General features: G+C 61.7%; 13 protein-coding genes. 8 read left to right on the forward strand and 5 right to left on the reverse strand.

Annotation, left to right across the window (positions count from 1 at the left end):
• Positions 1-25 precede the first annotated feature (25 nt).
• The 4 genes from rapZ to WYH_RS04940 all read left to right on the forward strand — a co-directional run bounded on the left by rapZ (position 26) and on the right by WYH_RS04940 (position 2,618).
• The gene (rapZ, locus tag WYH_RS04925) at positions 26-934 is read left to right on the forward strand and encodes an RNase adapter RapZ (protein WP_046902956.1); all 909 of its coding nucleotides are present in this window, start codon (positions 26-28) and stop codon (positions 932-934) included.
• 73 nt (positions 935-1,007) lie between these two features.
• Complete coding sequence (locus WYH_RS04930; RefSeq protein ID WP_046902957.1) at positions 1,008-1,412, forward strand: PTS sugar transporter subunit IIA; 405 nt, start codon at positions 1,008-1,010, stop codon at positions 1,410-1,412.
• Between the two features lie 17 nt (positions 1,413-1,429).
• Complete coding sequence (locus tag WYH_RS04935; RefSeq protein WP_046904822.1) at positions 1,430-1,705, forward strand: HPr family phosphocarrier protein; 276 nt, start codon at positions 1,430-1,432, stop codon at positions 1,703-1,705.
• A gap of 97 nt (positions 1,706-1,802) precedes the next feature.
• The gene (locus WYH_RS04940; protein ID WP_082347835.1) at positions 1,803-2,618 is read left to right on the forward strand and encodes a TrmH family RNA methyltransferase; all 816 of its coding nucleotides are present in this window, start codon (positions 1,803-1,805) and stop codon (positions 2,616-2,618) included.
• Between the two features lie 34 nt (positions 2,619-2,652).
• Here the strand turns inward: WYH_RS04940 and WYH_RS04945 are convergent, their stop codons facing one another.
• A complete protein-coding gene (locus WYH_RS04945; RefSeq protein WP_046902958.1) occupies positions 2,653-3,366 on the reverse strand; it encodes a hypothetical protein in 714 nt (237 codons plus the stop codon).
• A gap of 17 nt (positions 3,367-3,383) precedes the next feature.
• Complete coding sequence (locus tag WYH_RS04950) at positions 3,384-4,805, reverse strand: DNA recombination protein RmuC (RefSeq protein ID WP_046904824.1); 1,422 nt, start codon at positions 4,803-4,805, stop codon at positions 3,384-3,386.
• 244 nt (positions 4,806-5,049) lie between these two features.
• Between WYH_RS04950 and WYH_RS04955 the strand changes: the two genes are divergently transcribed.
• Together WYH_RS04955 and WYH_RS04960 are read left to right on the forward strand one after the other, a co-directional pair.
• Positions 5,050-6,717, forward strand: a complete 1,668-nt coding sequence (locus WYH_RS04955; RefSeq protein WP_046902959.1) for a formate--tetrahydrofolate ligase — start codon at positions 5,050-5,052, stop codon at positions 6,715-6,717.
• Positions 6,718-6,840: 123 nt separating this feature from the next.
• A complete protein-coding gene (locus tag WYH_RS04960; protein WP_053833398.1) occupies positions 6,841-7,707 on the forward strand; it encodes a YihY/virulence factor BrkB family protein in 867 nt (288 codons plus the stop codon).
• A gap of 3 nt (positions 7,708-7,710) precedes the next feature.
• Here WYH_RS04960 and WYH_RS04965 read toward each other — a convergent pair whose 3' ends face one another.
• The 3 genes from WYH_RS04965 to recR are packed head-to-tail and all read right to left on the reverse strand — an operon-like array spanning position 7,711 to position 9,394.
• A complete protein-coding gene (locus WYH_RS04965; RefSeq protein WP_082347837.1) occupies positions 7,711-8,187 on the reverse strand; it encodes a nuclear transport factor 2 family protein in 477 nt (158 codons plus the stop codon).
• Positions 8,187-8,753 carry a peptide deformylase gene (def, locus tag WYH_RS04970; RefSeq protein ID WP_046902960.1) on the reverse strand — a complete coding sequence of 189 codons (567 nt, stop codon included), beginning with the start codon at positions 8,751-8,753 and terminating at the stop codon, positions 8,187-8,189. The genes WYH_RS04965 and def overlap by 1 nt, the downstream gene beginning before the upstream one ends.
• 44 nt (positions 8,754-8,797) lie before the next feature.
• Entirely contained in the window at positions 8,798-9,394 is a 597-nt protein-coding gene (recR, locus tag WYH_RS04975; RefSeq protein ID WP_046902961.1) for a recombination mediator RecR, read from the reverse strand.
• Between the two features lie 45 nt (positions 9,395-9,439).
• On the opposite strand from recR, the gene fmt reads away from it, so the two are divergent.
• Together fmt and WYH_RS04985 are read left to right on the forward strand one after the other, a co-directional pair.
• A complete protein-coding gene (fmt, locus tag WYH_RS04980; protein WP_046902962.1) occupies positions 9,440-10,345 on the forward strand; it encodes a methionyl-tRNA formyltransferase in 906 nt (301 codons plus the stop codon).
• A 231-nt stretch (positions 10,346-10,576) separates the two neighbouring features.
• Positions 10,577-14,398: an autotransporter-associated beta strand repeat-containing protein gene (locus WYH_RS04985; RefSeq protein ID WP_046902963.1), complete on the forward strand. Its 3,822-nt coding sequence runs from the start codon at positions 10,577-10,579 to the stop codon at positions 14,396-14,398.
• The last annotated feature ends 22 nt before the right edge of the window (positions 14,399-14,420 follow it).

Below are 14,420 nucleotides of genomic sequence, written 5' to 3' on the forward strand. Positions count from 1 at the left end.
CCCATAGCGAGGGCAAATCGCCGCCATGAGCAGCGAGCATGCGGATAATCGTCAGCGGATTCTTCTTGTCACCGGCATGCTCGGCGCGGGCAAAAGCACTGCCCTGCGCGAACTGGAAGACCTTGGCTGGGAAGCGATCGACAATTTCCCGATCCGCCTGCTGCAACGGCTGATCGGCGGCGATGTCGGCCAGCAATCGCTGGCGATCGGTTTCGATTGCCGAACGCGCGGCTTCGTGCCCGCCGATGTGATCGAACGGGTCAAGAAACTCACCAATCGTGAAGATCTGGTGCTGACCACGCTATTCCTCGATTGTTCGGGGCACGAGCTGGAACGGCGCTTCAACGAAACCCGCCGCCGCCATTTTCTGGCGCAGGATATGCCCGTCGCCACCGGCATCGCGGCAGAGCGTGAATTGATGGGGCCGCTGCGCCGCTGGGCCGATGTGCTGATCGACACGTCCAATTTTTCCACCAACGACCTGAAGCAGAGCATTCGGGAACATTTCGCCCCTACCGCACCGCAGGAAATGACGGTGACGATCACCAGTTTCGGATTTTCCCGGGGTATGCCGCCCGTGGCCGATCTGGTTTTCGACATGCGTTTTCTCAACAACCCGCATTGGGATCCGGAACTGCGCCCGCTCACCGGAAAGGATCAGGGGGTTGGCGATCATATCGAAAAGGATCCGGCCTTCGCGTCCGTATTTGCGCGGATTCGCGACCTGCTGCTGGAACTGCTCCCGCGCTATGCCGCGCAGGGCAAGAGCTATGTGAACATCGCCTTTGGTTGTACCGGGGGGAGACATCGTTCTGTTTATACAGCGGAACGCATGGCCGGGGCCTTGCGCGATGGGGGCTTTTCCCCCACTGTGCTGCACCGCAACCTGGGGTCGCGCGCTTCCGAAATGTTAGAAGGGCCGCAACAGCCGTGACCTGCACCTTTGATCGACGGACACGCCCGGATGGCGTGCTTGCGGACCCCGCACCGATGAGCTGCAACCCTTCATGATCGGAATGATCCTGGTTACTCACGGCCAACTGGCCCAGGAGTTCGTACATGCGATGGAGCATGTGGTCGGCGGACAGGACGATGTCGCCACCGTATGCATCGGCCCGCATGACGACATGGAAGCGCGCCGCAAGGAAATCGCCGAAGCGATCGAACAGGTCGATTCCGGCAATGGCGCGATCATCCTGACCGACCTGTTCGGTGGAACCCCTTCGAATCTTGCGATATCTCTCCTCCAGCCCGGCAAGACGGAAGTGATCGCAGGCATCAACCTGCCAATGCTGATCCGGCTTGCAGGCGCGCGGAAAGAAATGGATCTTCGTGCGGCAACGGTTGCCGCGCGGGATGCGGGGCGTAACTATATAACAATCGCCTCCGAATTTCTCGGGCAGGAGGCATGAAGGCAGGAGAGGCGTCTGTGGAGGAGCAACGCCGCGAAGTAACCATCGTCAACAAGCGCGGCCTGCATGCACGGGCAAGCGCGAAATTCGTGGCGACGGTTACCGCGATGGAAAATTGCCAGGTTACGGTCAGCAAGGATGGCAATAGTGCCTCCGGCGGATCGATCCTTGGCCTGATGATGCTGGGCGCGGCCAAGGGCGACACGGTAGAACTCGCCGTTTCCGGCCACGCCGCGGATACACGCCTGGAAGAACTGGCTTCCCTGATCGAGGATGGTTTCGGGGAAGATTGACCGCCGGCGGCGATTGAACTTCGACAGCGCGGGCAGGAACGGATATTGCCGCTACCATCCCGCAACATCACCCCCACCCGCCTGCATGGCGCCGTTAATGAAGCAAGCCCGCATGCGCCGCACGATCACCGGTTTTTCCAACCCGACAGTAAAATACCTGCGCAGCCTGCGTGAAAAGAAGCACCGCAAGCGCGAAGGCAAGTTCCTGGCCGAAGGGTTGCGCCTGCTGACCGATGCGCGGGAAGGCGGGCGCCTGCCCGAAATGCTGGTGATGTCTGCCGCGCGCGATCCGCATCCATTGCTGGAAGCGCTTGAAAACGCAGTAGAAGATGCAGGCGGCGAAATTGTCGAAACCCCGCCTGAAATCCTCAGCAAGATCACCGGCAAGGACAATCCGCAGGCAGTGGCGGGTGTATTCTGCGAATTCGATACGTCGATCGACAAGATCGATCGCAGCCGGGCGCCGATCTGGCTGGTGGCACAGGCTTTGCGCGATCCCGGCAATCTGGGAACCATGTTGCGGACGGGCGATGCTGTCGGCGCGGGCGGGCTGATCCTGATCGACGATTGCGCCGACCCCTTCTCTGTCGAAGCCGTGCGCGCCAGCATGGGCGCAATTTTCACGCAGCAGATCGCCCAGGCGAGCTGGGAGGAATTCCTGCCATGGCTGCGATCGGGTGCAGGCCAGCTGGTTGCCGCGTCCCTGCGCGATGCCCGGCCCTATCGCCAGGCCCCCTATGTCGCGCCCTGTTTCATCCTTGTCGGCAATGAATCGCGGGGGCTGCCCGAAGAATACGAAATGGCCTGCGATCTGCGCGTGACCATGCCCATGCGCGGGCGCGCGGACAGCCTGAATGCCGCCATTGCCGGCGCCGTGCTCGCCTATGAGGTGCTGGCCACGCTGGAGGCGTAGAGCTCAAACCTGGCAGATCAGCCGGGACAACGGGTCAATCCCCGGCGATAAAGCTCGTAATGCTCCACTTGCCATTGCGACTGGAGGCGATCAGGCGATAGTCGATCACGCTGCGCAACTTGGGCGTCGCGATATAGCCGCTCTCGATCTCTCCATGGGAAACCTGCTGAAACGGGCGGTCAGAATGCCAGCCATCGACCAGCGTAACCGTTTCCCATGAAAGCCTGTCCAGCGGTTCACCCGTCTCCGCAGACAGGATCGGAACACGCTCCCCGGTCACGATCATTGTCCTGGCCGGATCGCCGGGCACGTTCTGCGCGAAATACCAGGGGATGGTGATGCCGCCCTGCGCATTGGCCGCGCATCCCAGTGCCATCAGCTGGTCAAGTTCGCTCCATAATGGGGAATCTTCCGCAATCAGCCGCTTGCGCAATTCTTCCGTTCCGCTGCCGCCGCCAAAATCCAGCTTGATGTCGCTGGCGGCGAGCGCAATCAGCCCGTTAAGATCGCGCGCTTCCACCGCCTCGGCCAGTTTCTGGCGAAATTCATCGGCATCCTTGAGGTCGATACATTCATCGCGCGGGGCGAAGGGGCCATCCGCCAAACGGGGCGTTTCGGGGACTTCGCCCTGTGCCGCCTCCACAATCTCGGTGGCGGCCTGTTCAACCTTGTCCGACGGCGCGCTCTGCTGGCTGCATGCGGCCAGCGAAAGCGCCAGCGCCGTGCAACCTACGATCCCCAACCTCATCCCGATCCTTCCAGTTTCTACCGGTCGCCGCTCTCGACCAGATGCGGAGCTTGCGGCTCCTCCATATCGGCAGCCGTATAACGCGGCGCACTTTCGACGAGCTGAACCTCGTCAGCTTCGCGCTTGCCGGTTTCAATGCCCTTGTCGCGCAATTTGCGCGCAGAGGACAGAACATTGCGTTCATAGCTGCCAACGAATTTGTTGTAATTCGTGACCGCGGTTTCAAGACCCGAACCCACGCGTTTGAGGTGATCGCCGGCGATTGCGATACGATCATAGAGATCTGTTGCCAATTGGCCAATCGCCCTGGCTTCCTGCGCCAGCGCATCCTGCCGCCACACCTGCGCCACGGTGCGCGCAATTGCGACAAGATTGGTTGGCGTTGCCAGCAGCACCCGCTTTTCGAAGGCGAAGTCCCACAGACCCGGATCATGTTCCAGCGCGGCGGCCACAAAATGTTCGCCCGGCACGAACATGACCACATAGTCCGGCGCGTCCTCGAACTGGCTCTGGTAACTCTTGGCGCCAAGCTGCTGGATATGCGTTTTCATGGAGCGGACATGGGCCGCCAGCGCCGCATCGCGCGCTTCCTCATTCTCCGCGCCGAATGCCTCCTGATAGGCGTTGAGTGACACCTTGGCGTCAATCACCAACACCTTGCCGCCAGGAATCCGCACGATCGCATCGGGCCGCAGCCGCCCTTCTTCGGTTTCGATCGAATGTTCGAGCAGGAAATCCGTGTGTTGAGACAGGCCGCAGGATTCCAGCAAATTCTTCAATTGCTGTTCACCCCAGCGGCCGCGCGCCTTGGGCGCATTGGTCAGCGCACTGCCCAGCTTCATCGCTTCGGCCCGGACCTGTTCCTGCCCTTCGCGCATGGACTGGATCAGGCCGGTCAGCTGGCCAAAGGCATCAACGCGCTTCGCCTCCAGCTCGTTCACCTGCCTCTCGTAATTCCTCAGCCGCTCATCCACCGGCTTCAACAGGGCTGCCACGGCCTCCTTGTTCGCCTTTTCCGCATTGCCGAAGCGTTCGCTGGCATTTTTCAGGAATTCTTCCTGCGCCTTGCCCAGCACTTTCGATCCGGTGAGCTGGAATTCCTTCAGCAATTCCTCCCGCGCTTCCACCAGCAGGCGTTTCTGCTCTTCAAAATTGGCGGCGTTCGCCTTCAGCGTCGCCAGTTCGGAGCCGAGCCTTTCCCGTTCCGCCCGGACGGTTTCAAGCTGGGCGGACAGTTCGTCCACCCGCCCTGCCCGTTCCCGCGCGGCTTCCAGATCGGCGAAACTGCGCAGATATTTCGCGTCCAGCTCTTTCACCTCATCCTCCGCGCGCGAAAGGCGGTGGCGCAGATCGGCCAGCGGGCGCGTGCCGAAAAACCAGCCCAGCGCGGCACCGGCCAGCAGCGCGGCAATAAGAAAGGCAGCGTAAACGGGATCCATACCAACCATCCATCAGGGAGAACGAAGCAAGAACCTAGACCGCGAATTCCGAGGACACAAGCCGCCTTCGGCAACATTCCTCACCCTGACAGTCCAACCAGCGAAAGAATCGGGCTTGAGCATCCCGCCCGGAAGATTGTAAGAGCCACATACAATTCGGAGTTACGAAATTTTCGTGATTGCGAAATTTTGCGGGATCATCCGCTACGTCGATTGCTAACCGTCCAGACCGGAGAGGACACCGATGCCTACCGATATCGAGATTGCACGCCAGGCTACGCTGAAGCCGATTACCGAAGTTGCCGCCAAGGCCGGCGTGCCGGACGAAGCGCTGATCCCCTATGGCAAGTACAAGGCCAAGGTCGATCGCGATGCCCTGCCCCCCGCATCCGCGCCGGGCAAGCTGATCCTCGTCACCGCCATCAACCCCACCCCGGCCGGCGAAGGCAAGACCACGACTTCCGTGGGCCTGTCCGACGCGCTGCACCGCATCGGCAAGAAGACGCTGCTGTGCCTGCGCGAACCGAGCCTGGGCCCGTGCTTTGGCGTGAAGGGTGGCGGCGCCGGCGGCGGCAAGAGCCAGGTCATGCCGATGGACGAGATCAACCTGCACTTCACGGGTGACTTCCACGCCATCACCAGCGCCCACAACCTGCTGTCGGCCATGATCGACAACCATATCTATTGGGGCAATTCGCTGGAAATCGACCTGCGCCGCGTCACCTGGCGCCGCGTGCTGGACATGAACGATCGCGCCCTGCGCCAGATCGTCGGCCCGCTTGGCGGTGTCTCCAACGGCTTCCCGCGTGAAACCGGTTTCGACATCACCGTCGCATCCGAAATCATGGCCATCCTGTGCCTCGCCAGCGATCTGGACGATTTGCAGAAGCGCCTGGGCGACATCATCATCGGCTATCGCCGCGACAAGAGCCCGGTCTTCTGCCGCGACATCAAGGCCGATCCGGCCATGACCGTGCTGCTGAAGGACGCGATCCAGCCGAACCTGGTGCAGACGCTGGAAAACAACCCGGCCTTCCTGCATGGTGGCCCCTTCGCCAATATCGCCCATGGCTGTAACTCGGTGATCGCCACCAAGACCGCGCTTGTCATGGCCGATTACGTGGTGACCGAAGCCGGTTTCGGCGCCGACCTTGGCGCGGAAAAGTTCATGGACATCAAGTGCCGCATGGCCGGCCTGAAGCCCGATGCCATCGTGCTGGTCGCCACTGTGCGCTCGCTCAAGATGAATGGCGGCGTGCCGAAGTCCGAACTGACCAATGGCGAAAATGTGGAAGCCGTTCGCGCCGGTGCCGTGAACCTGAAGCGCCACATCGAAAACGTGAAGAAGTTCGGCATCACGCCGACCATCGCCATCAACCACTTCTATCTCGACACGGATGCCGAAATCGCCGTGATCAAGGAAATGGCTGAAGAATTCGGCGCGGAAGCCGTGATCTGCAAGCACTGGGCCGATGGCGGCGCAGGCGCGGAAGAACTGGCCCATATCGTGGCTGCCAAGGCTGACGCCGGCGCACCGGACTTCGCTCCGCTCTACCCGGATGACATGCCGCTGGCCGACAAGATCGAAACCGTGTGCCGGGAAATCTACCGTGCCGGTTCCGTCACCATCTCATCTGCCGTGCGCAAGCAGCTGAAGCAGTGGGAAGAAATGGGCTATGGCAAGTTCCCGGTCTGCATGGCGAAGACGCAGTACAGCTTCTCCACCGATCCGACCAAGCTGGGCGCGCCGGAAGATCACGAAGTGACCATCCGCGAAGTGCGTCTTTCGGCCGGTGCCGGCTTCGTGGTCGCCATCGCCGGTGACATCATGACCATGCCGGGCCTGCCCAAGGTGCCGAGCGCAGAGGCCATCCACCTCGACGAAAACGGCCAGATCGAAGGTTTGTTCTAAGCCTTCCCGAAACCGGGCAAGCAAAGGGGCCGCTCCGCATGTCGGGGCGGCCCCTTTTCCATGTGTATGGCGAATGCGGAACCGGCCGCGGCCTGCGGGCTTCCTATTTGAAGGGGGACGCAAATGACCGACAGCCCGGTAAAAGACACAGCCGATAATAAGGCCCGCCGCGCCTGGCGGATCGCGATGCGCAGCTGGGCACGGTCCGGTGAAGACAATCTCGGCATCATCGCCGCCGGAATCGCCTTCAACGCCTTCCTCGCCATGGTGCCGCTGCTGACGACGGTCGTGCTAAGCTACGGCCTGGTCGCATCGCCTGAACAGGTAACGCGAGACATCGCCCGGCTCGCCCAATTCCTGCCGCGGGATGCCGCCAGCCTGGTGGGTGACCAATTGCGCGGCATGGTTGAGACGGCTGGCACGGCAGCCGGTTTCGGCCTGCTGCTTTCACTGGCCATCGCGCTATATGGCGCATTGCGCGGTGCAACTGGCGTCATGACGGCATTGAACCAGGTGTGCCGCACGGAAGAAACGCGCAGTTTCCTGCGACAGACCATGGTTGCACTGGGCATTACCGTCACGATGGTCGCCCTGTTCCTGCTGGCCAGCCTCGCCCTTTCGGTGGTCAATTTCCTGGCGGACTTGCTGCCGGATCTCGGCGGGTTGTTGCCGATGGCGCAACTCGCCTTCTGGATTGGAACCGCAGTCTTCACCAGTATCGGCATCGCACAGATATACGCCCGCGCGCCGGACCGCCCGGACAAGGTCAAACGCTGGCTGACGCCGGGATCGGCCATCGCCACGCTGGTCTGGATCGCGGCGACCCTGGCCTTTTCATTCTATGTCAGGAATTTCGGCAGCTACAACGCGACCTATGGCGCGCTGGGCGCGGCTATCGTGCTGCTCACCTGGCTCTATCTATCGGCCTATATCCTGCTGCTGGGGGCGGAGGTGAACCAGGTCATCGCGGAAGTCGATGAAGCGGAATAGCGCCTAGTGGATGGCGGAATCCCAATGCTCCACAATCTTGCCGTCCTGCACGCGGTAGGTATCGTACCACCATACCGGCACCGTTTCCCCCGGCTGATCGGGATCGGGAATCTCACGCTGGAACATCAATTGCACCAGATCCCCCTCCGCAATCACGAATTCGAAATTCGTTAGCGGATAGGTGCCGGGTTCGAGCGGTTCCGAATCCGGGAATTCCGTGTGCAAAAACGCGATCAGTGCCTCCAGCCCGTCCGGCGCGCTGGGGCTGTTCTGCCGGTAATCTTCCGCCATATATTTGCGGGCGGCATCGATATTCCGGCCGTCGATCACTTCGTGCCACATATCCAGCACGAGCTGCTTGTTCGCTTCCAACCGGGCATCCTGACCGGCTTGGGCGGAAATTTCAGATGCAGGCTCCGCCGAACAGGCGGCGAGTAACAGAAGCGGCGCGGCCAGAACCAGCCTGGCGATCGGCCGCATCAGGCCGCCTTCCGCAATTTCTCCAGCTTCTTCAACGCCATGTTGCGTTTCAGACGCGACAGATGGTCGATGAAGAGAATGCCGTTCAGATGGTCCATCTCATGCTGGATACAGGTGGCGAGCAAGCCCTCCATATCCTCTTCATGAAGATTGCCGTCCAGATCGTGCCAGCGCACGCGGCAGGTCTTCGGCCGGTCCACATCGGCATAGATTTCCGGCACGGACAGGCAGCCTTCCTGATAGGTGCTGACATCTTCACTCGGATCCAGGATTTCCGGATTGATGAAAATGCGCGGCTCCTTCTTCACCGGCTGATGCGTGTGTTCGTGCCCGTCATGATTGCAGGGTTCGGGTTCCGCATCCGGATCTTCCGGCTGAAGGTCGATCACCAGCACGCGCTGCGGCACACCCACCTGAATCGCCGCGAGACCGATGCCATTTGCGGCATACATCGTCTCGAACATGTCTTCGACAAGGGACTTGAGTTCCGCGTCGAAGGTTTCGACGGGTTCGGATACGGTCTTCAGCCGGGGATCCGGCACTTCAAGGATTTCGCGAATAGCCATGGCTGGCAAATAGGCATTTTCTGCCGGAACGACAAGTGAACAGATCAGCTCATCGGCCGTCTGGCACGCAGCGCCTGCGCCAGCGTGCCTTCATCGAGATAATCCAGTTCCCCGCCCACGGGCAGGCCATGGGCCAGTTGAGTCACCCGCACAGGTGAATTTTCCAGCCTTTCGGCAATGTAATGGGCCGTGGTCTGCCCCTCCAGCGTGGCATTCATGGCCAGCACGACCTCGTCGATACCGCCTTCGGCCACCCGGTCCAGCAATGTGCCGATCGCCAGATCTTCCGGGCGGACACCCTCCAGCGCGGAAAGCCTGCCGCCAAGCACGTGATACAGGCCGGTAAACAGCTTCGCCCGGTCCAGCGCCCACAGATCGGCCACATCTTCCACCACGCAGATCTGCCGCTGGTCGCGGCGCGGATCGGCGCATATGCCGCAGGGATTGCGCGTATCCACATTTCCGCAGGTGGAACATTCGACCAGCGTTTCCTGCACGGCGGACAGCGCCTGGAGCAATTGCGGCAACGCTGTTTCCCGCCGTTTCACCAGCCACAGCACGGCCCGGCGCGCGGAACGGGGCCCCAGGCCGGGAAGCCGCGCCAATGCAGAACCAAGCGCCTCGATCTCTTGCGATGCCATGGCGCCGGAGATAGTGCGAAGCGGCTACGATAGAAAGGGCCGGAAATGCGCATCATCTTCATGGGCACGCCCGACTTTTCGGTTCCGACGCTCAAGGCCCTGCACGAGGCCGGTCACGAGATCGCCGCCGTCTATAGCCAGCCCCCCCGCCGCGCGGGCCGCGGCAAGAAGGAACGCCCCTCCCCCGTTCATGCGGCGGCGCTGGAAATGGGCGTGGAAGTGCGCACCCCGCATTCCATGCGCGATCCGGAAGCGGAGGCTGCATTCCTCGCCCTGGAAGCGGATGTGGCAGTGGTGGTCGCCTATGGCCTGATCCTGCCCACGCCGATTCTTGAAGGGCCGGAACTTGGCTGCCTCAACGTCCATGCCTCGCTGCTGCCGCGCTGGCGCGGTGCGGCGCCGATCCAGCGGGCGATCCTGGCTGGCGACAAAATGACCGGCATCACCATAATGCAGATGGAACGCGGGCTGGATACCGGCCCCATGCTCGCCACCGCAAGCGTGCCGGTGGACAGGAAGACCAGCGGCGAACTGCATGACGAACTGGCCGAGATCGGCGCCCGCCTGATGGTGGAAACGCTGGAACAGATCGCCAGCCTGCAAGCGCAGGAACAGGACAGCCTCAACGCCACTTACGCGGCCAAGATCGACAAGGCCGAGGCGAGGATAGACTGGCACAAACCCGCCGAACAGATCGAGCGGGAGATCCGCGCCTTCGCGCCCTTCCCCGGCTCGTGGTTCGAACTGGAAGGCGAACGCATCAAGATCCTGCGCGCCGATGTGATCGGTTTGAACGGGGCCCCCGGTACCGTGCTGGACGATGAATTGACGATCGCCTGCGGGCATGGGGCGATTCGACCGGTGCGAATCCAGCCGGCAGGAAAATCGGCGATGCAGACCGAGGATTTCCTGAGGGGGAAAAAGATTTCTGCCGGTGCCGTTCTGCGCTGATCGCTCCGTCTGTTTCCCTCCGGCAAGATCGTATTTTCGCACTCGCCTATCCGTATTCGAGCGTGTCCTTCCCCGCCCGGATCACCGCAGAAACCTTCGGATATAGGTGATGATCTCTCGGCAAAAGCCTACCTTCCATTAACCTTCGAAAACTAAGCGGCATGATCGTTTCTCATGCCCTTGCGCCGGGTTTTTCAGCCTCCTGCGCAATCGTCTCCGAAGGAGTTTCACTTGCCCAATTTTCGTGCCCGCCTGCTCAGTGTATCCGCCTTGTGTGCTTTCAGCGTGGTTGCCACCCCTGCTCACGCGCAAGCCACACCGCTCGACCTGGTGGGCTTCGAAGACGGCTCGCTGGCGGATTGGGAAATCTATGGCGGCGCATCAACGATTTCCGACGATACGCTGGACCTCGGCGGCACCACCTTTGAGATAGGGGCCAAAGGAAACTTCCTCGCAAAAATCCTGCCTCAAAATTCCAGCGTAATGCGCAACCAGGTTGATGCCTTGCTTGGCCTGACGGCGGGCACGGTGGAAAGCAGCGGCGCGGCCGGCCTGGCCACCAGCACGAATTTCGGCCTGATCACGCGGTCCACCTTTCTGGATATCGGCACTTACAGCTTCGGCTGGTCCTATGCTGCCCAGGATTATGCCCCTTACGATGACGGCGTTTTCTTCTCCCTCGCCGGCAACGGCATCTCCAGCATTACCGTGCTTGCTTCGAATTTTACCGGCCAGGAAGATACGCTGATCGTGGGCGAATATGGCTCCACGCCCTGGCGAATCAGCACATTCACAATTTCAGTAGCGGATACCTACCAGCTCGGCTTCGGCGCATATAACTGGGACGATATGGGTGTAGATCCGATCCTCTACCTCGATGACGGTCTGGGCACGCTTCTTGCCGATGGCGAAGTGGTGGATCCCGCCACGCCGGGCCTTCCCTCTATCGATGGATCGGAGCCCTATTATCTGGCCTCCGAAGTAGAAAGCGGGGATCTGCTTCCAGTGTTTGATGGCGGCACCCTCCTGATAGACCAGGCAGGCACCTACTCTACAGATTTGACCATCAATGCCGCCGGTGGAACAATCGATACGGAAGACAAGGATGCGGACTGGGCAGGATCCATCTCCGGGGCCGGTGGCCTGACGAAAGAAGGCGACGGCACGCTGACCCTTTCGGGCGCGAATACATATACCGGCGGAACCACGATCTCCGGCGGTACGCTCGTGGGCGATACCTCCTCGCTCACCGGTGACATTACCAACAATGCCACGCTGCAATTCGCGCAGACGAGCAACGGCTCCTTCGGCGGCGATATCTCCGGCACCGGCTCGCTGGTGAAGACCGGCAACGGCACGCTCACCCTTACCGGCAGCAACAGCTATACCGGCGGCACCACCATCTCCGGCGGTACGCTCGTGGGCGATACCTCCTCGCTCACCGGTGACATTACCAACAATGCCACGCTGCAATTCGCGCAGACGAGCAACGGCTCCTTCGGCGGCGATATCTCCGGCACCGGCTCGCTGGTGAAGACCGGCAACGGCACGCTCACCCTTACCGGCAGCAACAGCTATACCGGCGGCACCACCATCTCCGGTGGCACGCTCGTGGGCGATACCTCCTCGCTCACCGGCGACATTACGAACAACGCCACGCTGCAAATCGCGCAGACGAGCAACGGCTCCTTCGGCGGCGATATCTCCGGCACCGGCTCGCTGGTGAAGACCGGCAACGGCACGCTCACCCTTACCGGCAGCAACAGCTATACCGGCGGCACCACCATCTCCGGTGGCACGCTCGTGGGCGATACCTCCTCGCTCACCGGCGACATTACGAACAACGCCACGCTGCAAATCGCGCAGACGAGCAACGGCTCCTTCGGCGGCGATATCTCCGGCACCGGCTCGCTGGTGAAGACCGGCAACGGCACGCTCACCCTTACCGGCAGCAACAGCTATACCGGCGGCACCACCATCTCCGGTGGCACGCTCGTGGGCGATACCTCCTCGCTCACCGGTGACATTGCCAACAATGCCACGCTGCAATTCGCGCAGACGAGCAACGGCTCCTTCGGCGGCGATATCTCCGGCACCGGCGCGCTGGTGAAGACCGGCAACGGCACGCTCACCCTTACCGGCAGCAACAGCTATACCGGCGGAACCACGATCTCCGGCGGCACGCTTGTCGGCAATTCCGATACGCTCACCGGCGACATCATCAACAACGCCACGATACAGTTCGCACAGGCCGAGGACGGCATTTTTGCCGGTGCGATTTCTGGCGCTGGCTCGCTGATCAAGAGCGGCGCCGGCACGCTGACCCTCACCGGGGAACAGAGCTATACCGGGGGCACGACGATCCTGGGTGGCTTGCTGATCGGGTCCACGAATTCGGTCCATGGTGATGTCAACAATGGCGGCACGCTGAACTTCGACCAGGATGGCGACGGCACCTTCGCCAATAACATCACCGGCAGCGGTTCGCTGGTGAAGAGCGGAACCGGCAGGCTGATCCTGACTGGCCAGAACAATTATACCGGCGGCACGGTGGTCCAAGGGGGCACGCTCGTCGTCAACGGCACTATCACGTCCGACGTCGATGTTCGCGGGGGTGCGCGCATGATGGGCGCCGGGACGATCGGCGGCATGATCGTGCGCAATCAGGGTACACTTGCCCCGGGCAATTCGATCGACACCCTGAACGTCACCGGCTCGGTGCTGTTCGAACAGGGTTCGCTCTACGAGGTGGAGGTCAATGCCGCTGGCGATGCTGACCGGTTGAATGCCGGCGGCACGGTCACGATCGAAGGCGGCACCGTGGCGGTGCTGGCGGAGAATGGCGAATATGCGCCCTTCACCACCTATACGATCATCACGGGCGGCGCGATCGACGGCACTTTCGATAATGTCACCTCCGATCTCGCATTCCTCCTGCCCACGCTGGATTACAGCGCGAACAGCGTCACGCTTGGCCTGCTGCGTAACGATATCGCCTTCAGCGACGTTGCCTCCACGGCCAACCAGCGTGCAGCCTCCGGCGCGCTGGAAAATGCCTTCGGCGCCGATAGCGCTCTCTATGCCCAACTGGTGCAGCAGACCGCGGAGGATGCCCGTACCGCCTATGACAGCATGTCGGGCGAAATCCACGCCTCGGCACGGCGCGCAATGGTGCAGGACACGGATCGGTTCCGTCGTTCGATCACCAGCCGCACGGACATGCAGGCATCGCCGCGGCAGAACCTGTGGCTGCAGGTGGCCGTCGCCGGCGACGATGTGGACCAGGATGGGAACGCGGCAGGATACAAGCGCGACACCATGTCCTATTTCGGCGGTGCGGAATTCAATGCGGGCGGGATGATGCTTGGCATTGCCGGCGGCTATACCGACGGCGATCTGGATGTTGCCGCCCGCGCATCGCAGGGGAATGTCGAAGGCACCCATGTTGGTCTGTATGGCAAGGTGAATGCCGCCATTGCCAATGTCAGCTTCGGGGCGACCTATTCCGATTTCGATGTGAATACGGATCGCGGCATTTCGGCCGGCTCCATCGCGGAAACGGCGACGGCATCCTATTCGGCGGAAACCACCGAAATCTTCGCCGAGATCGGTCTGCCCCTGCGTGAAGGCGCCAGCACGATCGAACCCTTCGTCGGCGTGCACCGCATGTGGCTGAGCCAGGATAATTTCGTCGAAACCGGAGCGGATGCGGGCCTTTACGCTCACACGCAGGAACGTAGCTGGAGCTGGTCGACCGTGGGTGCCCGCGCTCATGTGCCGCTGGCGGCTGAGGGCAAGCTCGCCCTGAACATGGCGGCGCGCTGGCAACATGCGCTGGATGGCAAGGCAATCAATGCCGATCTCGCCTTCCTCGAAGGCGGCCAGGCATTCCGGGTCAGCGGCGCGCCGATGGCCGGCGATGTCGGCCTCGTCGATGCGGGACTCAGCTTTCAGGCATCGAACGGCGTGCAGATCTCCGTCGATTACAATGGCGAATGGTCGGACGTCAGCCAGTCTCATGGCGGCAAGGCGACCCTGGGCATCCGCTTCTAAGGGCGAATAATCGCACCAACGG

The sequence above is a fragment of the Croceibacterium atlanticum genome, from assembly GCF_001008165.2.
GTDB lineage: Bacteria > Pseudomonadota > Alphaproteobacteria > Sphingomonadales > Sphingomonadaceae > Croceibacterium_C > Croceibacterium_C atlanticum.